Annotated in this window: 26 protein-coding genes; 16 read left to right on the top strand and 10 right to left on the bottom strand. The window is 66.7% G+C overall.

Annotation, left to right across the window (positions count from 1 at the left end; genetic code table 11):
• Nucleotides 1-49 precede the first annotated feature (49 nt).
• The 3 genes from typA (at nucleotide 50) to AC07NY_RS22035 (ending at nucleotide 3,547) form a co-directional block, all read left to right on the top strand.
• The gene (gene typA, locus AC07NY_RS22045) at nucleotides 50-1,873 is read left to right on the top strand and encodes a translational GTPase TypA (protein ID WP_492286945.1); all 1,824 of its coding nucleotides are present in this window, start codon (nucleotides 50-52) and stop codon (nucleotides 1,871-1,873) included.
• A 5-nt stretch (nucleotides 1,874-1,878) separates the two neighbouring features.
• Nucleotides 1,879-2,439 carry an AAA family ATPase gene (locus AC07NY_RS22040; RefSeq protein ID WP_494585595.1) on the top strand — a complete coding sequence of 187 codons (561 nt, stop codon included), beginning with the start codon at nucleotides 1,879-1,881 and terminating at the stop codon, nucleotides 2,437-2,439.
• A 169-nt stretch (nucleotides 2,440-2,608) separates the two neighbouring features.
• Entirely contained in the window at nucleotides 2,609-3,547 is a 939-nt protein-coding gene (locus AC07NY_RS22035) for an aldo/keto reductase (RefSeq protein ID WP_494585594.1), read from the top strand.
• Nucleotides 3,548-3,556: 9 nt separating this feature from the next.
• Here AC07NY_RS22035 and AC07NY_RS22030 read toward each other — a convergent pair whose 3' ends face one another.
• Entirely contained in the window at nucleotides 3,557-4,222 is a 666-nt protein-coding gene (locus tag AC07NY_RS22030; protein ID WP_494585593.1) for a nitroreductase family protein, read from the bottom strand.
• A gap of 95 nt (nucleotides 4,223-4,317) precedes the next feature.
• On the opposite strand from AC07NY_RS22030, the gene polA reads away from it, so the two are divergent.
• The 5 genes from polA (at nucleotide 4,318) to AC07NY_RS22005 (ending at nucleotide 10,970) form a co-directional block, all read left to right on the top strand.
• Nucleotides 4,318-7,362 (top strand): DNA polymerase I, encoded by a 3,045-nt coding sequence (gene polA / locus AC07NY_RS22025; RefSeq protein WP_494585592.1) that lies wholly within the window; start codon nucleotides 4,318-4,320, stop codon nucleotides 7,360-7,362.
• Between the two features lie 153 nt (nucleotides 7,363-7,515).
• Complete coding sequence (locus tag AC07NY_RS22020) at nucleotides 7,516-8,592, top strand: AI-2E family transporter (protein WP_494585591.1); 1,077 nt, start codon at nucleotides 7,516-7,518, stop codon at nucleotides 8,590-8,592.
• Between the two features lie 118 nt (nucleotides 8,593-8,710).
• Complete coding sequence (locus AC07NY_RS22015) at nucleotides 8,711-9,070, top strand: glycine zipper domain-containing protein (RefSeq protein WP_492286940.1); 360 nt, start codon at nucleotides 8,711-8,713, stop codon at nucleotides 9,068-9,070.
• A gap of 2 nt (nucleotides 9,071-9,072) precedes the next feature.
• Nucleotides 9,073-9,498: a hypothetical protein gene (locus tag AC07NY_RS22010; protein ID WP_492286939.1), complete on the top strand. Its 426-nt coding sequence runs from the start codon at nucleotides 9,073-9,075 to the stop codon at nucleotides 9,496-9,498.
• An 80-nt stretch (nucleotides 9,499-9,578) separates the two neighbouring features.
• Entirely contained in the window at nucleotides 9,579-10,970 is a 1,392-nt protein-coding gene (locus tag AC07NY_RS22005; RefSeq protein WP_494585590.1) for a sensor histidine kinase, read from the top strand.
• Nucleotides 10,971-10,980: 10 nt separating this feature from the next.
• On the opposite strand, the gene AC07NY_RS22000 is transcribed toward AC07NY_RS22005, so the two are convergent.
• Together AC07NY_RS22000 and AC07NY_RS21995 are read right to left on the bottom strand one after the other, a co-directional pair.
• Entirely contained in the window at nucleotides 10,981-11,361 is a 381-nt protein-coding gene (locus AC07NY_RS22000) for a response regulator (protein ID WP_492286937.1), read from the bottom strand.
• 166 nt (nucleotides 11,362-11,527) lie between these two features.
• Nucleotides 11,528-11,962: a DUF992 domain-containing protein gene (locus AC07NY_RS21995; RefSeq protein ID WP_494585589.1), complete on the bottom strand. Its 435-nt coding sequence runs from the start codon at nucleotides 11,960-11,962 to the stop codon at nucleotides 11,528-11,530.
• Nucleotides 11,963-12,107: 145 nt separating this feature from the next.
• On the opposite strand from AC07NY_RS21995, the gene AC07NY_RS21990 reads away from it, so the two are divergent.
• Complete coding sequence (locus AC07NY_RS21990; protein ID WP_494585588.1) at nucleotides 12,108-12,374, top strand: hypothetical protein; 267 nt, start codon at nucleotides 12,108-12,110, stop codon at nucleotides 12,372-12,374.
• Nucleotides 12,375-12,464: 90 nt separating this feature from the next.
• Here the strand turns inward: AC07NY_RS21990 and AC07NY_RS21985 are convergent, their stop codons facing one another.
• The 3 genes from AC07NY_RS21985 to AC07NY_RS21975 form a co-directional block, all read right to left on the bottom strand.
• Complete coding sequence (locus AC07NY_RS21985; RefSeq protein ID WP_494585751.1) at nucleotides 12,465-13,127, bottom strand: extensin-like domain-containing protein; 663 nt, start codon at nucleotides 13,125-13,127, stop codon at nucleotides 12,465-12,467.
• Between the two features lie 200 nt (nucleotides 13,128-13,327).
• The gene (locus AC07NY_RS21980; protein WP_257733228.1) at nucleotides 13,328-13,492 is read right to left on the bottom strand and encodes a hypothetical protein; all 165 of its coding nucleotides are present in this window, start codon (nucleotides 13,490-13,492) and stop codon (nucleotides 13,328-13,330) included.
• Nucleotides 13,493-13,632: 140 nt separating this feature from the next.
• A complete protein-coding gene (locus AC07NY_RS21975; protein WP_494585587.1) occupies nucleotides 13,633-14,427 on the bottom strand; it encodes a response regulator in 795 nt (264 codons plus the stop codon).
• 258 nt (nucleotides 14,428-14,685) lie between these two features.
• Here AC07NY_RS21975 and AC07NY_RS21970 point away from each other — a divergent pair, with 258 nt between their 5' ends.
• Genes AC07NY_RS21970 through AC07NY_RS21960 form a run of 3 tightly spaced genes read left to right on the top strand, consistent with a single transcriptional unit; the run spans nucleotide 14,686 to nucleotide 17,139 of the window.
• On the top strand, nucleotides 14,686-14,886 hold the full coding sequence (locus AC07NY_RS21970; protein WP_494585586.1) for a NepR family anti-sigma factor: 201 nt from the start codon (nucleotides 14,686-14,688) through the stop codon (nucleotides 14,884-14,886).
• Nucleotides 14,873-15,487: a sigma-70 family RNA polymerase sigma factor gene (locus tag AC07NY_RS21965; RefSeq protein ID WP_494585585.1), complete on the top strand. Its 615-nt coding sequence runs from the start codon at nucleotides 14,873-14,875 to the stop codon at nucleotides 15,485-15,487. Before AC07NY_RS21970 ends, AC07NY_RS21965 begins: the two co-directional genes overlap by 14 nt.
• Before the next feature lie 53 nt (nucleotides 15,488-15,540).
• Nucleotides 15,541-17,139, top strand: a complete 1,599-nt coding sequence (locus AC07NY_RS21960) for a histidine kinase dimerization/phosphoacceptor domain -containing protein (protein ID WP_494585584.1) — start codon at nucleotides 15,541-15,543, stop codon at nucleotides 17,137-17,139.
• 72 nt (nucleotides 17,140-17,211) lie between these two features.
• Here AC07NY_RS21960 and AC07NY_RS21955 read toward each other — a convergent pair whose 3' ends face one another.
• Nucleotides 17,212-17,499 carry a hypothetical protein gene (locus tag AC07NY_RS21955; RefSeq protein WP_257733232.1) on the bottom strand — a complete coding sequence of 96 codons (288 nt, stop codon included), beginning with the start codon at nucleotides 17,497-17,499 and terminating at the stop codon, nucleotides 17,212-17,214.
• Nucleotides 17,500-17,682: 183 nt separating this feature from the next.
• On the opposite strand from AC07NY_RS21955, the gene AC07NY_RS21950 reads away from it, so the two are divergent.
• The 3 genes from AC07NY_RS21950 (at nucleotide 17,683) to AC07NY_RS21940 (ending at nucleotide 20,693) form a co-directional block, all read left to right on the top strand.
• Nucleotides 17,683-18,438 (top strand): Crp/Fnr family transcriptional regulator, encoded by a 756-nt coding sequence (locus tag AC07NY_RS21950; RefSeq protein ID WP_494585583.1) that lies wholly within the window; start codon nucleotides 17,683-17,685, stop codon nucleotides 18,436-18,438.
• A gap of 122 nt (nucleotides 18,439-18,560) precedes the next feature.
• Nucleotides 18,561-19,355 carry a class I SAM-dependent methyltransferase gene (locus AC07NY_RS21945; RefSeq protein WP_494585582.1) on the top strand — a complete coding sequence of 265 codons (795 nt, stop codon included), beginning with the start codon at nucleotides 18,561-18,563 and terminating at the stop codon, nucleotides 19,353-19,355.
• A gap of 144 nt (nucleotides 19,356-19,499) precedes the next feature.
• On the top strand, nucleotides 19,500-20,693 hold the full coding sequence (locus AC07NY_RS21940; RefSeq protein ID WP_494585581.1) for a GGDEF domain-containing protein: 1,194 nt from the start codon (nucleotides 19,500-19,502) through the stop codon (nucleotides 20,691-20,693).
• Between the two features lie 3 nt (nucleotides 20,694-20,696).
• On the opposite strand, the gene AC07NY_RS21935 is transcribed toward AC07NY_RS21940, so the two are convergent.
• Nucleotides 20,697-21,212 (bottom strand): hypothetical protein, encoded by a 516-nt coding sequence (locus AC07NY_RS21935; RefSeq protein WP_494585580.1) that lies wholly within the window; start codon nucleotides 21,210-21,212, stop codon nucleotides 20,697-20,699.
• A 138-nt stretch (nucleotides 21,213-21,350) separates the two neighbouring features.
• On the opposite strand from AC07NY_RS21935, the gene AC07NY_RS21930 reads away from it, so the two are divergent.
• Nucleotides 21,351-22,280, top strand: a complete 930-nt coding sequence (locus tag AC07NY_RS21930; protein ID WP_494585579.1) for a glutaminase — start codon at nucleotides 21,351-21,353, stop codon at nucleotides 22,278-22,280.
• 116 nt (nucleotides 22,281-22,396) lie between these two features.
• Here AC07NY_RS21930 and AC07NY_RS21925 read toward each other — a convergent pair whose 3' ends face one another.
• A complete protein-coding gene (locus AC07NY_RS21925) occupies nucleotides 22,397-24,019 on the bottom strand; it encodes an ABC-F family ATP-binding cassette domain-containing protein (RefSeq protein ID WP_494585578.1) in 1,623 nt (540 codons plus the stop codon).
• 233 nt (nucleotides 24,020-24,252) lie between these two features.
• The gene (gene ybaK, locus AC07NY_RS21920; protein ID WP_494585577.1) at nucleotides 24,253-24,726 is read right to left on the bottom strand and encodes a Cys-tRNA(Pro) deacylase; all 474 of its coding nucleotides are present in this window, start codon (nucleotides 24,724-24,726) and stop codon (nucleotides 24,253-24,255) included.
• Nucleotides 24,727-24,789 lie beyond the last annotated feature (63 nt).

The raw sequence follows: 24,789 nt of genomic DNA, 5'->3' as shown, positions 1-24,789 counted from the left end.
GCAGCGCTCCAGACCGGCTCGTGGCCTTGAAAGCAAGGCCCAGACCCGCATGTCCATGCGCAACATCGCCATCATCGCGCACGTCGACCATGGCAAGACGACCCTCGTCGACAAGCTGCTGCAGCAGTCCGGCACCTACCGCGACAACCAGCGCGTCATCGAGCGCGTGATGGATTCGAACGACCTCGAGAAGGAGCGCGGCATCACCATCCTGGCCAAGGCGACCTCGGTCGTCTGGAAGGACACGCGCATCAACATCGTCGACACCCCCGGCCACGCCGATTTCGGCGGCGAGGTCGAGCGCATCCTGAACATGGTCGACTCGGCCATCGTGCTGGTCGATGCCGCCGAGGGCCCGATGCCGCAGACCAAGTTCGTGGTCTCCAAGGCGCTGAAGCTCGGCCTTCGCCCGATCGTGGCGATCAACAAGGTCGACAAGCCCGACGCCCGCACCACCGAAGTCATCAACGAGGTCTTCGACCTCTTCGCCGCGCTCGATGCCACCGACGAGCAGCTCGACTTCCCGATCCTCTACGGTTCGGGCAAGCAGGGCTGGATGGCCCATTCGCCGGAAGGTCCGCAGGATAACGGCCTCGCGCCGATGTACGACCTCATCCTCTCGCATGTGCCGGAGCCGACCGTCGAGGAAGGCCCCTTCCGCATGATCGGCACGCTGCTGGAGGCCAACCCCTATCTCGGCCGCATCATCACCGGCCGCGTCACCTCGGGCACGGCCAAGCCGAACCAGACCGTCAAGGTGCTCTCCGGCGACGGCTCGACCGTCGAGACCGGCCGCATCTCGAAGATCCTCGCCTTCCGTGGCCTTGAGCGCCAGCCGATCGAGGAAGCCGTCGCGGGCGATATCGTCTCGATCGCGGGCCTGGTGAAGGGCTCCGTCGCCGACACCTTCTGCGACCCGTCGGTCGACACCCCGATCAAGGCGCAGCCGATCGATCCGCCGACGGTGTCGATGACCTTCATGGTCAACGATTCCCCGCTTGCCGGCACCGAGGGCGACAAGGTCACGACCCGCGTCATCCGCGACCGCCTGTTCAAGGAGGCCGAGGGCAATGTCGCGTTGAAGATCGAAGAGGCTAGCGACAAGGACAGCTACATCGTCTCCGGCCGCGGCGAATTGCAGCTCGCGATCCTGATCGAGACCATGCGCCGCGAGGGCTTCGAGCTTGGCGTCTCCCGCCCGCGCGTCGTGCTGAAGCGCGGCGAGGACGGCCAGCTGCTGGAGCCGATCGAAGAGGTTGTGATCGACGTCGACGAGGAGCATTCCGGCGTCGTCGTGCAGAAGATGTCTGAGCGCAAGGCCGACATGCTGGAGATGCGCCCCTCCGGCGGCAACCGCCTGCGTCTCGTCTTCCACGCCCCGACCCGCGGCCTGATCGGCTATCAGGGCGAATTGCTGACCGACACGCGCGGCACCGCGATCATGAACCGGCTGTTCCATGACTACCTGCCCTACAAGGGCGAGATCGGCGGCCGCCGCAACGGCGTGCTGATCGCGATGGAGACCGGCGAGGCCGTCGCCTATGCGCTGTGGAACCTTGAGGACCGCGGCCCGATGATGATCGAGCCCGGCTGGAAGGTCTATCAGGGCATGATCGTCGGCGAGCACACCCGCGAGAACGATCTCGAGGTGAACGTGCTCAAGGGCAAGAAGCTCACCAACATCCGCACGACCTCGAAGGACGAAGCCGTTCGTCTGACGCCGCCGATCCGGATGACGCTGGAGCGTTCGCTGGCCTGGATCGACGATGACGAGCTCGTCGAGGTCACGCCGAAGTCGATCCGCCTGCGCAAGGGCATCCTCGACCCGAACGAGCGCAAGCGCTCGCAGAAGCAGAAGGCCGAAGTGGCCTGAGCGACTTGTCCGGCACAGACGTCGAGATCCTCCTGATCACCGGCCCCGCAGGGGTCGGCAAGTCGACTTTGTGCTGGGAAGCGAGCGGGTTGCTGGCCGAGGCCGGCATCCCGCATGCGGCGATCGAAAGCGACGAGCTCGATCGCGTCTTCCCCAAGCCCGGCGCCGAGGAGCTCGCTCCGCTCGCACCCGGCGCACGCGATGTCAGCCAGCTCAATCTGGCGGCGCTCTGGGCGACCTATCGCGCACTCGGGCACCGGCGCCTGCTGATGTCCGGCGTCATCCTCCATCCCGCTTTCGACCGGCGCTGGATTCTCGCAGCCATTCCAGAGGCTCGCATCACCATCGTACGCTTGCGCGCCGGTGACGAGGCCTTGCTCGCACGCCTCGACCGGCGCGAGCAGAGTGCCGGCCGCGACGCACAGATCGAGCGCAGCCTGCGCCAGTCCCGGCGCATGGCGAGCGAAGCCGCCGAAGATTACCTCGTTATCGACACGGATGGGCAGTCGCCGGTTGAATTGGCCCGCCTCGTCCTCACCCGAACAGGTTGGCTGACACCCGCCTGAGCCGGCGGCCGTTCGGCTGCCGCGTGTCCGCCTTGCGCCGGGCGCCATTGTCTCGCCGCGCCGGCTCTGATCCTCTGCCGCCCTCTCGATCATCGTGTTGTCGCGTCGGATTTTTCCGAAAAGTGGTGCCCACTTCTCGGTCCGATGCGAAAGGGGAAGGATCACCACCATGCAATTCCGCAATCTCGGCCGCTCGGGCCTGCGCGTCTCGCTCGTCGGGCTGGGCTGCAACAATTTCGGCGGCCGCATCGATCTCGACGCGACGCGCAAGGTCGTCGATGCCGCGATCGAGCATGGCATCACCCTGTTCGACACCGCCGACATCTATGGCGAGCGCGGTGGCTCCGAGACGGCGCTCGGAGAGGTCTTGGGTGCGCGCCGCAAGCAGATCGTGCTCGCCAGCAAGTTCGGCATGGATATGGATGCCGAGGGCGTGAAGAAGGGCGGTTCGCGCCGCTACATCATGAACGCCGTCGAGGATTCGCTCCGGCGCCTCAAGACCGATTGGCTCGATCTCTATCAGCTCCACCGGCCCGATCCGCTGACCCCGATCGAGGAGACGCTGCGCGCCATGGACGATCTCGTCCGCCAGGGCAAGGTCCGCTATATCGGCTGCTCCAATGTCGTCGCCTGGCAGGTCGCCGATGCCCAGTGGACGGCACGCGATCTCGGCATTCCCGGCTTCGCCTCGGCGCAGGACGAGTACAGCCTGCTGAAGCGCGGCGCCGAGAAGGACCTGATCCCGGCCATTGCCCATTACGGCATGGGGCTCCTGCCCTATTTTCCGCTCGCCAACGGCGCGCTGACCGGCAAATACAAGCGCGGTGCGGCGATGCCGGAAGGCGCGCGCCTGACCAAGCTGCCGCAGCGCGCCGACGAAATCTTCAGCGCGGATAACTGGCGCCGCATCGAGGGTCTGACCGCCTTCGCCGAGCAGCGCGGCCATAGCCTGGTCGAACTGGCCTTCTCCTGGCTGGCAGCCCAGCCGGTCGTTTCCAGCGTGATCGCCGGCGCGACCCGGCCGGAGCAGGTCGCCGCCAACGTCAAGGCGGCCGACTGGGCGCTGAGCGCGGAAGACCTCGCCGAGATCGACAAGATCACCGCGTAAGAAGCGCCTTCAGAGGAAGGTCGCGATCTCCTCCAGCGGCTTCTTGCCGATGGCGGGGACGAGGCAATCCTCCTTGGGATAGCCGACGACGAGCAGGATCAGCGCCTTCTCGTTGTCGGGCCGTCCGCAGAGCTCGTTGAGGAAGTTCATCGGCGCCGGCGTATGCGTCAGCGTCGCAAGCCCCGCATCATGTAGCGCCGCGATCAGGAAGCCGGTGGCGATGCCGACCGATTCCGGCACGTAATAGTGCTTGATCCTGTTGCCCTCGGCATCATGGCCCCAGCGCTGCGCGAAGATCGCGATCAGCCAGGGCGCGGTCTCCAGGAAGGGCTTCTGGTCGTCCGTGCCGAGATGGGCGAGCGCATCCAGCCATTCCTCGCCGGCGCGGCCGGCATAAAAGGCGCGCTCCTCCTCTTCCGCGCCCTCGCGGATCAGCTTCTTGTGCCGGGGGTCGGCAATGCAGACGAAGCTCCAGGGCTGCTGGTTGGCACCGGACGGGGCGGTTCCGGCGACGCGCACCGCCGTCTCGATCAGCTCCCGCGGCACCGACCTGTCCGAGAAGTCACGCACCGTGCGGCGCTTGCGCATGCGGGCGAGGAAGGCGTCGGCCCGCCCCTGCATCTCCGCTTCCGGGACGCCCTCGAACACGAGGGGCATGGTGACATAGGGACTCACGGGCGCTTCGCTCCTGACGCAATTTGGTCAGCTTGCTGCGAATCGCGGGCCGGATGCAATGGACCCGTTGCGCCGGCCCGCTTATGGTCCGCGCCATGAGCGAGAAAGCCACCACCGCCCCCGCCCTGAAGCCCGGCGACCATCTCTTCCTGGTCGACGGTTCGAACTTCATTTTCCGAGCCTATTTCCAGTCGATCAACCAGGACCGGAAATACAATGCCCGCTCGGACGGCCTGCCCTCCGGCGCGGTCCGGCTCTTCGCGACGAAGCTCTTCCAGTTCGTGCGCGAGGGCGTTCTCGGCGTGCGGCCGACCCATCTCGCCATCGTCTTCGACAAGTCTGAGAATTCGTTCCGCAAGGCGATCTACCCGGCCTACAAGGGCAATCGCTCCGACCCGCCGCCCGATCTCATTCCGCAATTCCCGCTGATGCGCGAGGCGGTGCGGGCCTTCGGCCTGATTCCCGTGGAGCAGGATGTCTACGAGGCCGACGACCTGATCGCGACCTATGCGAAACAGGCTCGCGAGGCCGGTGCCGATGTCCTGATCGTCTCCGCCGACAAGGACCTGATGCAGCTCGTGAAGCCGGGCGTCGCCATGTACGACCCGGCCTCCGGCGACCAGAAGAAGGGCGCCGGCTTCCGCGCCGAGCGTCGCATCGGCGAGCCCGAGGTCGTCGAGTATTTCGGCGTCATGCCGGACAAGGTCACCGACGTGCAGGCGCTGGCGGGTGACGCCACCGACAACGTGCCGGGCGCGCCCGGCATCGGCATCAAGACGGCGGCCCAGCTCATTGGCGAATACGGCGATCTCGAAACCCTGCTCGCGCGTGCCGGCGAGATCAAGCAGCCGAAGCGCCGGGAGACGCTGACCAATCCCGAGGTAATCGAGAAGGTCCGCATCTCCCACAAGCTCGTCAGCCTCGTCGACGACGTGAAGGTCGAGACGCCGCTGGAGAACCTGACGCTGGAGCAGCCCGATCCGGCCAAGCTCATCGCCTTCCTCAAGGCGATGGAGTTCACCACCATCACCAAGCGCGTCGCCGAGGCCTATGAGGCGGATGTCGGCGCCGTCGATGCCGATCCGGCTCTGGCTCCGGGCGGCGCGCGCGCCGCCGAGCTCAAGGCGCTCTATGCCGGCGCCGATGCCGCCGAGGACGGCGCGTTCGGTGCTACCCCGGCCGCCACTCCTGCGCCCGCCGCCGCTACCTCAGGCACTCCTGCTGGCGAAGACGGCTGGCTGAAGCCGGGCGATCTCGCAGCTTCGCGCAAGAACGAGGCGATCGCCGGCAAGATCGACCGCTCGAAATACGAATGCGTGCGCACGCTCGCCGATCTCGAACGCTGGATCGGCTGGGCCTATGAGGTGGGCTACGTCGCGCTCGACACCGAGACCACCTCGCTCGACGCGATGCAGGCCGACCTCGCCGGCATCTCGCTCGCGGTCGCGCCGGGCCGGGCCTGCTACATCCCGCTCCAGCATCGTGGCGGCGATGGCGGCCTCTTCGACGAGGGCCTGTTGGCCGGCCAGATCCCGATGGCGCAGGCCGTCGCCGCGCTGAAGCCGCTGCTCGCCGATGCCGGCGTGCTCAAGATCGGCCAGAACCTGAAATACGACCTGCTGGTTCTGGAACGCCATGGCCTCAGTGTGTCCCCGATCGAGGACACGATGCTGATCTCCTATGCGCTCGATGCCGGCAGCAACACGCACGGCATGGACCGTCTCGCGGAGCTGCATCTCGGCCACGAGACGATTCCGTATTCCCAGGTTGCGGGAACCGGCAAGAATCAGGTCACCTTCGACAAGGTCCCACTCGACAAGGCGACCGACTACGCCGCCGAGGATGCCGACGTCACGCTCCGGCTCTGGCTCGCGCTGAAGCCGCGCCTCGTCGCCGAGAAGAAGACGGCGGTCTACGAGGTGCTGGAACGGCCGATGGTCGAGGTCCTCGCCAAGATGGAGCGCCGCGGCATTGCGATCGACCGGCAGATCCTCTCCCGGCTCTCCGGCGATTTCGCGCAGGGCTTGGCGCGGCTTGAGGACGAGATCTACGAACTCGCCGGCGAGAAGTTCACGATCGGCAGCCCGAAGCAGCTCGGCGACATCCTGTTCGGCAAGATGGGGCTGGAAGGCGCCAAGAAGACCGCGACCGGTCAATGGGCGACGGGTGCCGGCGTGCTCGAAGACCTCGCCGAGCAGGGCCACGCGCTGCCCTCCAAGATTCTCGAATGGCGCCAGCTCGCCAAGCTCAAGTCGACTTATACGGATTCGCTGCCGGGCTATGTGAACCCCGAGACCAACCGGGTCCACACCTCCTATGCGCTGGCGGCAACCACCACGGGCCGGCTCTCTTCCTCTGAGCCGAATCTGCAGAACATCCCGATCCGCACCGAGGCCGGCCGCAAGATCAGGACCGCCTTCGTGCCCGAAAAGGGCTACAAGCTGGTCTCGGCCGATTACAGCCAGATCGAATTGCGCCTGCTCGCCCATATCGCGGAGATCCCGCAGCTCCGGCAGGCCTTCGCGGATGGTATCGACATTCACGCGATGACGGCCTCCGAGATGTTCAGCGTGCCGGTCCAGGGCATGCCGAGCGAGGTGCGCCGCCGCGCCAAGGCGATCAATTTCGGCATCATCTACGGCATCTCGGCCTTCGGCCTTGCGAACCAGCTCGGCATCGGTCGCGAGGAGGCCAGCGCCTATATCCGCAAGTATTTCGAGCGTTTCCCCGGCATCCGCGACTACATGGACCAGACCAAGACCCATGTCCGCGCCCATGGCCAGGTCACCACGATCTTCGGCCGCGTCTGCCATTTCCCGGCGGTCGCCTCGAAGAATCCGTCCGAGCGCGCCTTCGTCGAGCGTCAGGCGATCAACGCCCCGATCCAGGGCTCGGCCGCCGACATCATCCGCCGCGCGATGACCCGCATGGACTCGGCGCTCGCCGCCAACCGGCTGAATGCCCGCATGCTCCTGCAGGTCCATGACGAACTCGTCTTCGAGGTGCCGGAGGCCGAGGTCGAGAAGACCCTGCCGATCATCGAGAAGGTCATGATCGAGGCGCCGCACCCGGCCGTGCAATTGCGCGTGCCGCTCGCGGTCGAGGCCCGCGCCGCCGACAACTGGGACGAGGCGCACTGAGAGCCTCCGACCAGCCGGAACCCGGCCGATCCTTCCGGCGTTGATCCCTCCGACGCGCCAGGGGGGCGCGGGTCGCGCGTTGGAATCGAAGACATGCTCAGCTCATCGGCCTGGCGGCCGTTTCCGCGGTACATGGCGGAACCGGAACCGGTGGTGGAGGAAACCGCGGAGGTCACGCCCTCAGAGCATGATCTCATCGTGCGCTACGCCATCGTCGGCATCTTCGTCATTCTCGCGACGGCCTCGCTGGCACTGACCAAGGTCATCGCCATGCCGGTCGTGGCGGGGGTGATCTTCGGGCTCGTGCTCGGCCCGCTCGTCGATGTGCTGGCGCGCCATCGTGTGCCGCAGCATGCGGCCGCCGCCTTGGTCGTGCTGCTCTTCATCGGCCTGTTGCTCGCCGCCATCGCGATCCTCGCCGTGCCGGTCGCCGGCTGGAGCGATCAAGCCCCGGCCATGATGGCGGCGCTCAAGACCAAGCTCGCGGGCGTCTTCGTCTTCATGGACGAGTTCAAGCGCGGCATCGCCTCGATCACCGGCAAGGGTGCCGAGCTCAGCGTCTCCCAGGGCAATCCGCTCTTCGACATCGCCATGTCCTCCTCGACGGCGGCCGGCGGCATGCTGATCTTCGTCGCGACGATCTATTTCTGGCTGGCGACCCGCCGCCATCTCAAGGCGCGGGTGCTGAGGCTCTGTCTCGGCCGCGGCGCACGCCGCTCGGCCGGCTCGTTCTTCGAGGAGATCGAGGCCCGCGTCGCCCGCTATTTCGCGCTGGTGACGACGATCAATCTCGGCATGGGCGTCCTCACCATGGCGATCGCCTGGATTGCCGGGCTGCCTTTCCCGGTGTTCTGGGGGGCGCTCGCCTTCCTGCTCAACTATCTCGCTTTCATCGGCCCGATCATCGTCGCGATCCTGCTGCTCGCGGGCGCTCTGCTCGATGCGCCCTCGATCCTTGCGGCGCTCTGGCCGGCGACCGCATATTACGTCCTGCACCTGATCGAGGGGAATGCAGTCACGCCCGTCTTCGTCGGCAACCGCCTGACGATCTCGCCCTTCCTCGTCTTCATCGCCTTCATCTTCTGGCTCTGGCTCTGGGGGCCGGTCGGCGCGGTGCTCTCGACGCCGATCGTCATCGTCGCCATGGTCGCGCAGGAGGAGTTCGCGCGTTATCGCCGCGACAAGGTGAAGGCGGATGCCGAGGAGGCCGGTGAGGCGAAGGCCGCCTGATCGCGGCTTCCGGAACTGAAGTCACGCCTATGCGTTGCCAAAACAGGCGGAAGCCCTTGCGGCAGCCGCATCTCCCCGCCACCATCGAAACTTCCAACAGCGACAGGACGACACCGCCATGGCCACCACGACATCCGCGAAACGTCAGGCTGCCGCCGCTGCCAAACGCGCGAAGGCCGAGGTCGAGGCCGGCGCCGAGGATGTCGCGGCCGAGGCGCGCCAGGCCGGAGCCCGCGCCAAGCGCCAGGCGAGCGCGCTTGAGGACACCCTGACCCGCAGCGCCGAGGACATCGCCGCCACCGTCAGCGAGCGTCTGCGCGCCGTCGGCGTCGATACCGACAAGATGGTCGATGTCGCCAAGGAACAGGCGACCGAGTTGCAGCAGTTGATCGAGGACGAGATCCGCGAGCGGCCGCTGCGTGCGCTCGGCATCGCGGCGGCGGTCGGCCTGTTCGTCGGCTTCCTGTCGGCACGCTGACCATGTTCGGGGGGATCGGTTCCTTCATCGCCTCGGAGGTCTCCGGGGTGGTGAGGCGTAATGTCACCGTCTACGGCCTGTTCGGCCTTGCCGTCCTGCTCATGCTCTGCGCTGGCGGCTATGCGCTGAATGCCCTGCATACCGTGCTGGAGCAGCGCTATGGCGCGATCGCCGCGAGCCTCTGGGTCGCCGGCGGCCTGTTCCTGGCCGGGCTTTTCGCCATCTGCATCGCGCTTGTCGTCAAGGGGCGGCGCCGGCCGCCGCGCCCGGCCGCGACGGCGGCCCTTGCGGCGGCGCCTATCGCCGCCAAGCTGATCGGCTCGCGGCTCAGCTGGCGCATGGCGCTTGCCGGCGGCATCGTCGTGCTCGGTGCGATTCTGGGCCGCCAGATCGTCGCGGGCGGCGATGATGACGATGCGGAAGCCTGATTCCGTGTGAATCGGCAGGCATGGACGAAGCATGTCTTTTTACATAGGGATGTCGGCATGCGTCCCTTAACAAGACTTGCATGTCTGCTCAGGTGAGGCCCCGCAACCGCTTTCCGCTGCCGGTTTTTCCGGTCTTCGGCGCGCGCGTCCGTTCGGCCACGACCACGATCATCGCGATCGCGGTGGTGGCGCTCGCGGTGGTGCTGGCCGCCTGGATCAACTGGCAGGCGCGGCAGACGGCGGACCGCGTCTCCCATGCGATCGAGATCCGTGAGCGGGCCGAGCGCTTCCTCGGCCGGATGCGCGATGCCGAGACCGGGCAGCGCGGCTTCCTGCTGACCGGGCAGGCCGCTTATCTCGAACCCTTCACCGAGGGCCGGGCCGCCGCGGGACCCGAACTCGATATCCTGACGGCGCTGGTCGATGCCGACCCGGCCCAGAAGGAGCGGGTCAGAATCTTGCGCGAGAACATGGGCGTCAAATTCGCGGAGCTCGACCGGACAATCTCGCTGGAACGCGCGGGCCGCCGGACGGAGGCGCTGGCGCTGGTCCGCAGCGACGCCGGCACCGCCGCCATGGAAGGGCTGCGCGATACCGTCCAGGAGATCCAGCAGAGCGAGAACATCCGTTTGAGGTCGCTCTACAGCCGGGAGGAGCGCCGCCGCCTCTGGGGCAGCACGGGCATCGTCATCGCGCTCGCCGGGCTCGCCTTCGCCGCCTGGCAGCAATTGCGCAGCCGCCAGCGTCGCAGCACCGCGCTCGCCGTCAGCAACGCCGAGCTGGAGCGCATCGTTGGCGAGCGCACGCGGCAGCTCGAAAGCGAGCGCCTGCGCATCGAGGCGCTGCTGCGCGACGTCAACCACCGGGTCGGCAACAACCTCGCCATGGTCTCGGCGCTGCTCAACGTGCAGAGCCGGCAGACGCGCGAGCCGGCGGTCAAGGCCGCGCTGGGACAGGCGCAGTCGCGCATCCAGGCGATCGCGGCCGGGCAGCGGCGCCTGCGTCTCGACATCGAGACCGACGAGATCGATGCGCGGCCCTATATGGAAGATCTGCTCGCCGAGATCGGAAAATCGGCGGAAGGCCGGCCGATCCGGATCGATCTCGACATGGAATCGATCCGCCTGCCGGGCCGCGACGCGGTGTCCTTCGTCGTCATCGTCAACGAGCTCGTCACCAACGCCATCAAGCATGCCTTTCCCGAGGGCATGTCGGGCCGGATCGTCATCCGCTTCGCGCCGACGGAGCATGACGGGGAGCCGGCGCTTGCGCTGTCGATCGAGGATGACGGCGTCGGCATGCCACCGGAGACGGCGAGCAAGGGCCTTGGCCAGACGGTGATCGCGAGCCTGCTGCGCAGCATGCGGGCGACGATGACCTCGGAGCCGGTGCACCCGGAACAGGCCGAGCGTCCGGGCACGCAGGTGACGATCGTCTTTCCGAAGCGGGAAAGCCTCCAGGCTCAGGCCTGATGGTGCGGCGTCAGCCTTGCACCGCCTTGAGGCGAGGCATACCCACCGCGCTTTTCACGAAGGCCGCGACCTCGCGCGTCGAGAACGGCTTGCGCAGGAAACGGGCGCCGCGCAGCGTCGCCGGCACCTCATGCGGCGCCGAACCCGAGACGAAGGCAAAGGGCGTCCCGCTTTCCTGAAGCGTGCTCGCCACGTCGAAAGTCTTGCCACCGACGACATCGATGTCGAGCAGGGCGCACGCCAGTTGCTGCGCCGTCATCCGCCGCGCCTCGGCCACGGATTCGACGATGATCAGCTCGACACCGTCGCCGAGCTGTTCGGCCACGGCGCTTTCGATGTCCATCGCGATGAACGGGTCGTCTTCGACGATGAGTACGCGGATATCAGCCATTGACCGGCTCTCTCACTCACACTGCAATCCTGTTACGCCGTCTCAACGTGACAGGATTGGCGATGTTCCTGCTTTTACGCCATGCGCTGGCGGAAAGCTTGGGATTTGAGTCGATTTTGACCAGTCAAGGTTAGTAAAGGGTAAGCCTGCCCGCAGTTCGTTGACGTTAGCGTCGGCGCCCGGGCTCGACCAGCGTCAGGTCGAGAGCCGTGACGCCGATGGCGACATTGATGCCGCGATTGCCCTGGAGCGGCAATGGCAGCAAGGTCGCCTCGTTGTCCTTGCCACCGACCAGTGCATTGCCGGGCGCGGAGGGAGCGGTCGCGCTGCCGCTCTTGAACGAGCCGCTGAGCGCGCCGAGCGGCGCGCGCGCATAGGGGCCGTAGACGCGCCAGACCATGGTCGCAGTGCGTACCGAGCCGAGGTCCAGGCTGAAGCTGCGGACGATCCCGTTATAGTGCTGGATCGGCCCGCGGCGCGGCCTGAAGCGGCATTCCGCCGGGCGCTGGGACTTGGCGATGGCGGCGAAATTGGTGCCGACGGTGCAGGACAGGCGCCCGGTCGGCGGGCCGGCGGGCTGCGCGGCGGCAGGCTCGTGCATTCCTATGAGGCCGACGAGGGCAAGGGCGGTTAGACAGGGTCGGCAATGCCCAAGGCTCATCTCGAATGCTCCTGGTGAACTGGCGGTACGAACGCCCCAAGAAACCCACAGTTCCGGGTTAGGGAACCGGGAAGAGTTTGTAGCGTTGGCGTTTCATCTTGGCATGGGAATGTCGATGTCCGTGAGTCGTCCACGTGGGGAAACCCCAACAATAATCGATCCCGAAACCCTGACGGCGCTGCCGCCTTTCTGGGAGCTGGAGGATCTCGTCGCCACGGGTCTCGATCAGGAGGCCGCGCTGGCGGTGATGGTCGCGCGCCGCAGCGGCCCGCGGCTGGTTGGCGATATCGCTCCGGGCGACGACCAGCAAGGCTTCCTTCTGCGCTTTGGCCCGGCCGAGTTTCCGCACTAGGGCCGCTGGTTTATCGCATATTCGCTGGCGCCGACCTTCGGTTCTCCACGTGAACCTGCGCCCACTTCGCGCGAAAATGCTCTCGCCTCGTTATTGGCAGAAGCGGGAGGCGCGAGAACGTCGCTCCTGGATATCGATGTGCAGGTGATTGGCATGGGCCGCGTCCGAGCCCGGCCCCAGCGTGGTCATGAAGGCACCGCAGGCCGATTGCCTGACAGCATCGAGGAAGCGGTTCTGCGCCAGACCTTCCGGCTTCTCCACCACGACTTGTGACGCGCCGTCGTCGCTCCCCAGCTTGAAAGCGAAGATATCGAGTGCCTGGCCTGTCGCGTGTTCGCTGACAGGGCCGGCCGAGGCCCGGTTGCGCCGCCGGCATTCATGCCCGCCGCCGACGCGCAGGGCCACGAGGTCGCGCTCGAAATGGCCGCGCGCCAAAGGCTGGACGCTGCCGTCGAGCCAGCCGACCAGGGTCTTCGCCATGGCGCAGCTCAGCACCGGCGGGGGATCGAAGGATACGCTGGCGCTGCCGCCCGGCCGCCTGATGGCGAGAGCCTCGACCCGGACGGGTTCGCTGACGCGACAGGCCGGGTCGGTGTTTTTGGGATCGGGGCTGGCCGGCAGGACGCGGTTGCCGGGGATGGCGGCGAGTGCGGCAACGCATGATGGCTGTTCGGATGGCGGTGCTGGGCTTGTTGCGCTGGATGGCGGCGGTACGGCCTCAGGCGCTTCGGTCGGCGCCGGGGCGCTCGGCATGGACGGCCGCAGTTCTGGCGGGCGCGGCGGGGGGCGCTGCTGGGACAGTGGCGCGGTGGCCGGAGCGGCGACGGCGCCGATCGGCAGGAGCACGATTCCAATGGCCGCGATACGCGCGACGATCCCTCGGCCGCCGCTAGGCCACGCGCCTGCGTCGCACGACGCCTTGCGCCTGCCAGCGGCTTGATTGTCGTGGCTGACTAGCTGTCCAGGGCCGAGGCGCTGGCGATCGCCAGACCGGTCAGGCCGGCGAGCGCGAGGGAGAGAATCTCCGCGCTCGGGGCTCCCGGTTGGATGAATCCTGAGAAGAGGGCAGTCCCGATCGATAGTGCCGCGATCGCGGCCGAGAAGCAGGTCGTCGCCATGATCCACGCCCTCCCCAACTGCAAACGAAACTGTCATTCAACGCGGAACGCATCATTTCCGCTCTGGTTCCGGACGGCAAGAAAAAAGGCCCGCGGATTAGCGCCGCGGGCCTTGATCGCTTTCGACGATGGTCGAGGCGTCAGGCGGCCTTGCGGCCGGCGCGGCGGTCGAAGAACAGAGCCTGGCTGATCGCGGCCTTCACAGCCTCCGGCTGGAACGGCTTGGTGATCAGGAAAGCGGGCTCCGGCCGGTCGCCGGTCAGGAGCCGCTCGGGATAGGCGGTGATGAAGATCACCGGCACGTCGATAGAGGACAGGATCTCGTTGACGGCGTCGAGGCCCGAGCTGCCATCGGCGAGCTGGATATCGGCAAGCACCAGGCCCGGCCGCCGCTTGGCGACGAGCGCGAGCGCCTCGCGCTGGGTGCGGGCGACGCCGGTGACGGTATGGCCGAGCTCCTCGACCATCGTCTCGATGTCGAGCGCGATGATCGGCTCGTCCTCGATGATCAGCACCTCGGTCGCCACCTGCTCGGCGATTTCCTGCCCGGCGGTCTGGATCAGCGCGGACGCCTCGGCGGTCGTGACGTCCATCACCTTGGCGACATCGTCGAGCGGGAAGCCTTCCACGGTGCGCAGCAGGAAGGCCTGGCGCGGGCGCGGGGTCAGCGCCTCGAGATTGCGCTCGGCCGGCGCGCGCGACAGCTCCACGATCGGGGCTGCGGCATCGACGCTGGCCGAGGACCACAGCTTCAGGAAGGTCTTGTACAGGCCGATGCGCGGATCGATGTCGCGCGGGAACCCGGAGGGGTCCGCGACCAATGCTTCCAGCATGGCGACGACATAGGCGTCGCCGCTCGGCTGGCTGCCGCAGAGCGCCCGCGCGAAGCGGCGCAGATACGGAAGATGAGGCGCAATTTCTTTTGCAATCGACATGAACGCGTCCCTTTTAACGTGCTGGAATAATGGCTTAGGATGCGTCGGAAACAAGGAATTTATTTTCGCGGGAGCATGGAACCTTAAGGTGGGAGGCCGGTTATTAAGGCGCATTGGTGTCGCCATCGCGACCTCGCTTCGGCGTCGCCGGCAGGAAGTGGCAAGACCAGGTATGACGGGACGTAGAGATGCGGGGATGGCTGGAAAAGCTGCCCCGGTGGTGGTGCGAGGGCTGATATGAGCAGGTTGGATGCAGCGATGACTGAACCGGAGGATCCCGACGAGGGTTTCGATCTGGTTCTGGACCCGAAGGTGCAGGAATCCATCGGCCGCTCCCTCAAGGCCCATTACGACGACATCGTGAACGCACCCGTGCCCGACAAGTTTCTCGTGCTGCTGGCGCAGCTTGAGGCGACCGAGCAGCGTGCAGCTGGAGCGTCGCGCGATGAGTCCCAGTGAGATCGCGTCCGCCAGCCAGGTCGAGAATCTGGCGCGGGAACGCAGGACCGAAGATTTCAAGGACGGGTTGATCCGCGAGATTCCCAATCTGCGCGCTTTCGCCGCCTCGCTTTCGGGCTCGATGCAGCTGGCCGACGACCTCGTGCAGGACACGCTGCTGAAGGCCTGGGGCAATTCCGACAAGTTCGAACCCGGCACCAGCCTGCGCGCCTGGCTCTTCACCATCCTGCGCAACACCTATTACTCGCTCTACCGCAAGCGCGGCCGCGAGGTGCAGGACAGCGAAGGCACCTATGCCGAGCGCATGGCGACCCACGGTAACCAGGAGAGCCATCTCGATCTCGCCGATTTCCGCAAGGCGCTGGCGAAGCTTCCGGAGGAGCAGCGCGAGGTGCTGATCATGGTCGGCGCGACCGGGCTGTCCTATGAGGAAGCGGCCGAGATCTGCGGCGTGGCGATCGGCACGATCAAGAGCCGGGTCAATCGCGCCCGCACGAAACTCGCCGAACTGCTTTCCATCGGCAGCGTCGACGATCTCGGGCCGGGCCGCACCAACGCGGCGGCGATGCAGAGAGTTGGTTCCGAGCCTGTTGGCTCCTGATGCGTTTGCGGCGTTTCAGCACTGTCCGGACACGTCTGCTGGCTTTGCTGGTCATGATCGCCATCCCGATCGCCTGCGCCTCGGCCTTCGCGGCCTACGCCACCTATCGGGCTGCGATCGTCGCGATCGAGGCGGCGCAATCGCGTACCGTCGATGATTTCGCGGTGCGCACCCGCGTCTGGTATCGCGGGATGTCGCGCGCCTTGCTTGCCTTCGGCACCACGGCGGGGGAGTTCGGCCTCGACGCGCCCGGGTGCCGCGATGCCGGCGTCAAGGCGATGGAACGTGCCGGAGGGTTCCGCGCCTTCCTGTTGCGGCAGGCTGACGGGCGGCTCTGCACCGGGGCGCTCGACCCCGACATTTCTGCTGAAACGCTGGACGGCATAGCCGGCAAGCTCGCCGGCCGGTCGGCCATCGGGATGTGGAACGGCGCCAATCTCGGCCGGATGCGCTACGATCAGGTCACGGCCGGCGGGCGGCGCTATCTCGCGATCCTCGCTTCGGATCTTCCGGGCGGGAGCGGCGGCTTGCAGCAAGCGCTCCTGCTGGTCTCCCCGGAACTGCTCGAGAATGTCTTCGACCTCGGCGAGGACGGCCAGGTCCTGAACGTCGCGTTGGTTGGCCGCGATGCCGGCCTCGTCGCCAGCCGGGGTGAGAACCGGGATATGTCCTGGCTGCCGCGCACCGACCTGATTCCCGAGAAGCATGCCCGCTGGACCGGCCCGAGCCGTGCGGGGGAGGAGAGCGTCTATGCTGCCCGGATGGTCGCGGAGCCGGATTTCTACATCGTCGCGAGCTTCGATGACCGCCCGGCCGAGGCGGCGCGGCTGCAATTCGTCGTGCTGCTGCTCGCGCCGCTCCTGACGCTCGCCCTGCTCTGCCTCGTCTGCATGCGGGCGATCGAGAAACATTGCCTGCGCTGGCTGCGCGGCATCGAGGTCGCGGCCCGGTCGCGGACCACCAATAACCGGGTTCGGGCCGCTGTGGCCGAGGACATGCCGAGCGACATCCGCAGCGTCGCCGAGGCCTTCAACGGCATGGTCGAGGAGCAGGAGGTTCGCCAGCGCCGGCTCCAGACGGCGCTCGACGACAACCGCTTCCTCGTCCGCGAGCTGCATCACCGGGTCAAGAACAGCCTTCAGGTCGTGCAGAGCTATATCGGGCTGAGCAAGCGCGATCATCGCGACGAGGCGCGGCTGGCGCTGGCCGATGCCGAATGCCGCGTGCATGTGCTGTCGGCAGCCTATCGCTTCACGCTTGCCGACGGCGAGATGCAGCCGGTCCGGATCGATCTCTTCCTGGACGATGTCGTCACGATGATCTCGAACCTGATCCGCAGCCGCGACCAGTGGGTGACGAGCCGGATCGAGACCGCGGCGACCCTCTCCGTCGACCGGATCATCCCGCTCGGCTTTCTCGTAGCCGATGTCGCGTCCCGCGCCTTGCGGGGTACGCCTGGAGTCCGGATCGCCGTCGAGGTGCTGGATGTCGACGCCTCCGCGATCGAGGTCGGCCTCGAAGTCGATCGCGATATCGAGCACAGAGCGCCGCCGCGGCTTTTCGCCGGCCTGCTCACCCAGATCGAGGCGGTGCAGACGCAGGAGCCTCATGGCCGGAGCCTGGGCCGCTGGCGGATCGGCCACGGCTCCTGAGGCACTGGCTCAAACGAAAACGCGCCGCCAGACCAGTCTGGCAGCGCGTTTGCTAGGAAACTGGTTGGCGCGTCAGCGCACGATATGCGTGACCGGCCCACCGGCCATCGCCTGCTGCGACGGCGAGGCGATCGCGCGCTTGGCGGTGCTGCGCGAGCGGTCGGCATGGTCCACGGCGGCGACCTGCAAGCTATCGGCATAGCCGCGCTCGCTCGCGCCCTTGGCCAACGCCACCGTCGTTGAACTCTGGTCTTCGGGCATCTGGAGCCCGGCACCCAGCGTCAGGCCGGTCACGGCCGTCCCCATGAGGCCGAAGAAGACGATGGCGCGCATGGCCGGCGCGAGGCTGGACTTCGGCATGTATGTCTCCAGGGCTGGCCGGTCGATTGACCGGCTTTCGGTAGGGAAAACGTCCGAATTGGCGCTTTGGTTCCCTGAGACGCAGAGAATGCCGGTTGTGATGTCCTTGCGGAACGCTGGGCCGCGTCGCTGCGTTGTCCCGAAACCGGCTCCCTGCCGGTGATCGGGGGATCGCATTCGACCATGAACATCGCCAACCGGCCGGCCCGCCTCGGCACACCGTGCCTTGCCTGTCCCTTGCGGCTGAAACCGGCCTTCCGGGACAAGACCGATGACGAGATCCGCTTCATCCAGACGATGAAGGTCGATCACCGGACCGTGCGTGCCGGCCTCGACATCATCCATCCCGGTCAGGAGGACGCGGAACTCTACACGCTCTATGCGGGCTGGGCCTTCCGCTACAAATCGCTGCCGGACGGGCGCCGCCAGATCCTCAACTTCCTGCTGCCGGGCGATCTCGTGGGATTGCAGGCCTCGCTGCTCAGTGCTGCGGAGCATGGCATCGAGGCGCTGACCGATGTCGAGCTTTGCGTCTTCCCGCGCAAGCGCCTGTGGGACTTGTTCGAGCGCATGCCGACGCTGTCCTATGAGATCGCCTGGCTCGGCTCGCGCGAGGAAAGCATGGTGGACGACAACCTGACCTCGGTCGGGCAGCGCAACGCGGCCGAGCGCCTCGCCGCCCTGATCATCTCGCTTCATCACCGGGCCGATGCGCTAGGCCTCGTGACCAATGACAGCTTCGCCTTTCCGCTTTCGCAGCAGCAGATCGCCGATGCGCTCGGCCTCTCGCTCGTCCACACCAGCAAGACCTGGTCGCGGCTGCGCAAGGAAGGCCTGTTCTCGCTCTCCCAGGGGCGGCTGACCCTGCTGAACCCGCACCTGACGGCGCGGATGGCGGCAGTCTACGAACGAACCATGGCCCCAAGGCCGCTGATCTGACGGCGCCGGGCGGTTTCGACATGGAATAAAAGCTTGGCGGCAGCCCGCTCTTGACCCCATATGCCGCGCAGGTAACGTGATTTGCGTCAGACGCGTCGTCTCCGCGGCGTTCAAGGGGTGTCATGTCTTCGACGATCCGCCATCGCCCACCGCGTGCCGCATCGCTGGCCGCCCGTCTCGGGCAGTCGCGTGTCGCGACGCGGATCGAGGGCGAGATGCGTGTCACCGCCGCTGATCTCGTCGATTGCGTGGCCGAGGCGAAGCTGAAGGTCGCGGCCGTCCGCTACAAGGTCGAGGGCGAGGTTCGCAGCAAGGCCGAGAAGCTCAAGAATCGCGTCAGCGAAGCCAAGGCGAAGCTCGGCGACGAGGCGCGCTTCATCAAGTCCTGGATCGACGATCCCCGCCGGACCGGCTCGGTCACGCCGTCGAGCCCGGCGCTGGCCAAGCGGATGGCGTCCTATGTCGATCCAGAGCAGCCTGGCCCGGTCATTGAGATCGGCCCTGGCACCGGCCCGGTCACCGAGGCGCTGATCGAGCGCGGTATCGACGAAAGCCGCCTGATCCTCGTCGAGTACAGCCCCGAATTCTGCGAATTGCTGCGCAAGCGCTTCCCGCGGGCGACCGTGGTGCAGGGCGATGCCTATGCCCTGGCGACGACGCTCGCCGGCCATCTCCAGGAGAAGGCGATCGCGCTGGTCTCCAGCCTGCCATTGTTCAACCGCCCGCCGGCTGCGCGCTCTGCGCTGGCGCGCGAGGTGTTTCCGTTGCTCGTGGACGGCGCACCCTTCATCCAGTTCACCTATTCGGTGATCTCGCCGATTCCGCGCAAGGGTTCGGGGCTCAAGGCCTCCGTGTCCGACTGGGTGCTGCGCAACATCCCGCCGGCGCGGGTTTGGGTTTATCGCCAAATTCGTTGATTTCTGACCGGGTTGACGCTGCGTCATTGGCGTTTCCTGCGAATTGTCGCCGTTTCCACACGGAATCGTAAGACCTCGCTGTTAGGCAGCACGCGCGGCCCGCTGCTTGCTGGCCGGCCTGCCAGTGAGGAGCCTAAACAGCCGATGAGTGGCGCAGTCCTCCGTTACAGTTTGCCGCGTTGGCGTCTGACGCGTTGGCTGGCGGATGCCGGGCCGGACGTGCCACCGGAAATCCGGGTCGCGCTGATCGGCAGCCTTTACGGCACGCTGCCGATTTTCGCCGGCGGCGTGATCAATTCGCTCGCGGTCTCCTTCCTGATCGCCTGGCGCATCCCGACCCTGCCTTTCATGCTGTGGTGCGCCTTCGAGCTTGTGTGCTGCAGCATCCGTCTCGTCGTGCTGATCCATGCCCGCCGCCGGGCTGCACGCGGCGCCTCGACCCCGACCGATCTCTATCTGCTGCTCGGCGTCGCCTGGGCGGCCGGCATCGGCGCCGGCACCTTCCTCTGCCTGACGAGTGGGGATTGGGTGGCCGCGACGCTGGCCTGCCTCTCGGCTGCCGCGATGGTCGGCGGCATCTGCTTCCGCAACTTCGCCGCGCCGCGCATGGCCGGCGTGATGATCGGCCTGACCCTTGGGCCTTGCGTGCTCGCGACGCCCTTCATCTCCGAGCCGATGCTGCTGATCACCTTCATGCAGATCCCCCTCTACCTGTTCAGCATGACGGTCGCCGCCTTCAAGCTGAACGCCATGCTGATCTCGACCATGCAGGCCGAGCGCGAGAACGCCTTCCACGCCCGACACGACATGCTCACCGGCCTGTCGAACCGGACCGGCCTGGCCAAGGCCTTCGCAACGCGCTTCGAGAACGAGGCCGCGCCGCGCGGTGTGGCGTTGGTTTATCTCGATCTCGACGGCTTCAAGGCGGTCAACGACAATTACGGGCATATGGCCGGCGATGCCCTTCTCCAGCTTGTCGCCGAACGCCTGCGCGGTCTCGTCCGCAGCACCGATATCGCGGCGCGCATCGGCGGTGACGAGTTCGTCGTGCTCTCCGAGCAGACCGAGCGGGTGCAGCTCCAGCGCTTCGGCGAGCGCATCGTCCGCGAGATCTCTGAGCCCTACGAACTCGACGGCGGCCACCAGCTCAATATCGGCGCCTCCGTCGGGATCGCGTTGGCACCGGAGCATGGCCGCGACATGACCAGCCTGATGGCCGCAGCCGATGCCGCACTCTATCAGGCGAAGTCGCGCGGCAAGTCGCTCTGCGTCATCGCCGGGCAGCGCTCCGTCCTGGACGCGCGTGCCGCGGCCGGGCGCCATCCGCGCTTGCAGTAAGACCTACTCGATCTCGCAAGGCTCCGTCGCAGGCATCAGCCGCCAGAGCCCGTCATCGGGCTTGGCGGGGATCTTCACCGCGTTGTCGGCGATCTCCTCGGCATCATAGGGATTGGGATTGGCGGTGATCCCGCCATTGCGGATATCGAGCGCGCCTTGCGGCCCGCTTTCCAGCCGCCAGCTTCCGGCATCCCATTCCGGCACGCAGCGCAGGCCCTTGCCCTGCGGCTTGCAGAAACCGCTGAGCTGGTAGTCGAAGCGGCTGGTGGTCGTGCGCTGGCGCAGGTTGAAATAAACAGCGACATAGAGCGCCGCATGCGGCTCGGCCTGCCAGTTTCCGGGCTTGTGGACGAGGCGGATCTTGGTGACCTTCTGCTGCGGATGCGCCTTGAGATGGGCCTCGTCATAGGCGCGCTCCCAGCAGGCATCCCGCTTCGGGGGCAGCTCGCTTTCGAGCGGGCGGGCCATGGCCGGTGCAGCGGCGAAGATCAGGGTGAGAACGACGGCGGCGCGGCGCATTGTAATGGCTCCGGGCTTCGGAGACTCAAGGTCACCGCAGTTTTGCTTGGCCTGCAACGGCTTTCGCTCAACGCTTGACCGCAGGCGCGCGCTAGGGCTTGGCTGTCGCGCCGGGACGGAACAGCCGGGGCGGGAAGCGTGACGGATATCGGGCGGCTGGTCCGCGACATCACCGACGAGATGCGCGGCGCGCAGGAGCGCGGCGAGGTCGCGACCTATATCCCGCCGCTCGCCCGCATCGATCCCCGGCAGTTCGGGCTCTGCGTCGTCACGGCCGATGGCGAGGTCCATGCCTCGGGCGACAGCGAGGAGCCGTTTTCGATCCAGAGCGTCTCCAAGGTCTTCGCGCTAACGCAGGCGCTCGGCAAGGTCGGCGACACGCTCTGGCGCCGGGTCGGGCGCGAGCCTTCGGGCACGCCCTTCAATTCGATCGTCCAGCTCGAGCGCGAGCAGGGCGTGCCGCGCAATCCCTTCATCAATGCCGGCGCCCTCGTCGTCGCCGATATCAATCTCGCCGGCCACGAGCCGCGCGTCGCCATCGGTGAGTTGCTGCGCTTCATGCGCTATCTTGCTGATGACGACACGATCATCATCGACGAAGCGGTGGCGCGGGCCGAGCAGGTGACCGGCTTCCGCAACATCGCGCTTGCCAATTACATGAAGGCCTTCGGCAACATCACCCATGCGCCCGAACTGACGCTCGGCGTCTATTTCCATCAATGCGCCATCGCGATGACCTGCCGCCAGCTCGCCATGGCCGGGCGCTTCCTGATGCATGGCGGCTATTACGAGCCCGGCGGGCCGCGCGTCGTCTCAGGTCAGCGGGCGCGGCGCATCAACGCGCTGATGCTGACCTGCGGCCATTACGACGCCTCGGGCGATTTTGCCTTCAGGGTCGGCCTGCCCGGCAAGTCCGGCGTCGGCGGCGGCATTTTGGCGATCGCGCCGGGCAAGGCCGCGATCGCGGTCTGGTCGCCCGGCCTCAACGCCAACGGCAATTCCCTGCTCGGCACGCTGGCGCTGGAGCGCCTGACCGAGGCGACGGGCTGGTCGGTTTTCGCGCGGTAGAGGGAGGGCTCGTCATGCTCGGGCTTGACCCGAGCATCTCGTGCCGAGAAGGGCGCCTTTTCCTGCCGGAGATTCTCGGGTCTGCGCTTCGCTTCGCCCGAGAGTGACGGGGAGGTTTAGCTGCGCAGACCCGGCGCTTCCTGCCCGGTGCGGGCGACGTATTCGGTATAGCCGCCGCCATAGGCGTGGACGCCGTCCGGGGTCAGCTCCAGCAGGCGGTTCGACAGCGCGGCGAGGAAATGCCGGTCGTGGCTGACGAAGAGCATCGTGCCCTCGTAGTTCGAAAGCGCGGTGATCAGCATTTCCTTGGTGGCGATGTCCAAGTGGTTGGTCGGCTCGTCCAGCACCAGGAAATTCGGCGGATCGTAGAGCATCATCGCCATGACGAGCCGCGCCTTCTCGCCGCCTGACAGCACGCGGCAACGCTTCTCGACATCGTCGCCCGAGAAGCCGAAGCAGCCGGCGAGCGAGCGGAGCGAACCCTGCCCGGCCTGCGGAAAGCGATCTTCCAGCGCCTCGAACACGGTGCGCTCGCCGTCGAGAACCTCCATGGCGTGCTGGGCGAAATAGCCGAGCTTGACGCTGGCGCCGATATTGACCGTGCCGCTATCGGCCTCGGTCGTGCCGGTGACGAGCTTCAGCAGCGTCGATTTGCCGGCGCCGTTGACGCCGAGCACGCACCAGCGCTCCTTGCGCTGGATCTGGAAGTTCAGCCCGTCATAGATGCTGCGGCTGCCATAGGCCTTGTTCACGTTCTTGATGCTGACGACGTCGTCGCCGGAGCGCGGCGCCGGCTGAAACTCGAAGGCGACGCTCTGGCGCCGCCGCGGCGGCTCGACACGCTCGATCTTGTCGAGCTTCTTGACCCGGCTCTGCACCTGCGCGGCGTGGGAGGCGCGCGCCTTGAAGCGCTCGATGAAGGCGATCTCCTTGGCGAGCATCGCCTGCTGACGCTCGAACTGCGCCTGCATCTGCTTCTCGGCCAGCGCGCGCTGCTGCTGGTAGAACTCGTAATCGCCGGAATAGCTGGTCAGCGCGCCGCCATCGATCTCGATGATCTTGCCGACGATGCGGTTCATGAACTCGCGATCATGCGAGGTCATCAGCACGGCGCCGTCGTAGTTCTTGAGGAAGGATTCCAGCCAGATCAGGCTTTCGAGGTCGAGATGGTTCGACGGCTCGTCGAGCAGCATCGCATCCGGGCGCATCAAGAGGATGCGGGCGAGCGCGACGCGCATCTTCCAGCCGCCGGAGAGGCCGCCGACATCGCCCTCCATCATCTCCTCGCTGAAGCCGAGGCCTGCGAGCACCTCCCGCGCGCGGCCGTCGAGCGCATAGCCGTCGAGTTCCTCGAACCGGCCCTGCACCTCGCCATAGCGGGTGATGATCGCCTCCATCTCGTCGGCCCTGTCGGGATCGACCATGGCGGCTTCGAGTTCGGCAAGCTCGGCCGCGACCGTGCTGACAGGGCCGGCCCCGTCCATCACCTCGGCAACGGCGCTGCGCCCGGCCATCTCGCCGACATCCTGGCTGAAATAGCCGATGGTGATGCCGCGATCGGTCGAGACCACGCCCTCGTCGGGCGCCTCCTCACCGGTGATCATCCGGAACAGCGTGGTCTTGCCGGCGCCATTCGGCCCGACCAGCCCGACCTTCTCGCCCTTCAGAAGCCCAGCCGAGGCCTCGATGAAGACGATCTGCTTTCCGTTTTGCTTGCTGATGTTCTCGAGGCGGATCATGGAAATGGGGAACCTTGGCAGGAGCGGCGCCAATTGCCGCCGTGGGGCGGCGATAGGCGGAACCGCGCCGTCATCCCGGGCTTGACCCGGGATCCATCGAAGGGCGCCGGAGCTCTACGATGGATCCCGGATCGGCGCCGCTTCGCGGCTTGTCCGGGATGACGGGGGTGGATGAATTGATTGGAGAGCGCTCTACGCGATGAAGGCGGTCAGGGGAAGGCTATTGGCCGCTATCAGGCCGAGATGACGGCGCTGCGGGCATTGGCCGCGCTCAGGAGATCGGCAGGCGCGAGCGCGATCTGCAGGCCGCGCTGGCCGCCATTGACATAGACCAGCGCCTCGGCAGAGGCCGGCTGGTCCACGATCGTCGGCAATTTGCGCTTCTGGCCGAAGGGACTGACCCCGCCGACCTTGTAGCCGGTCAAGCGCTCGGCATCGGGCACCGGCATCATTGCCGCCGCCTTGCCGCAGAAGGCCGCCGCGACCTTCTTCATGCTGGCCTCGCGGTCGGAGGCAAGCACGATGCAGACCGGCTTGCCGTCGACCTGCGCGATCAATGTCTTGAGCACGCGGTGGGGCGGCTCGCCCAGCGCCTCCGCCGCCTGCAACCCGACGCGCTCGGCATTCGGGTCATAGGCATAGCTGTGTAGCTCGAAACGGATTCCGAGCTGCTTCAGCGCCAGCGTGGCGGGGGTCGTCTGGGCCATCGTCGCGTCTTGGTGTAGCGTCTCAATAAAGTTGAATCCAGCCTAGCTCTAACCCGTTGATTT

The sequence above is a fragment of the Allobosea sp. GW821-FHT09G06 genome, from assembly GCF_059416005.1.
The sequence above is the reverse complement of the archived record's forward strand: the minus strand, read 5'-3'. Positions and strand labels throughout refer to the sequence as shown.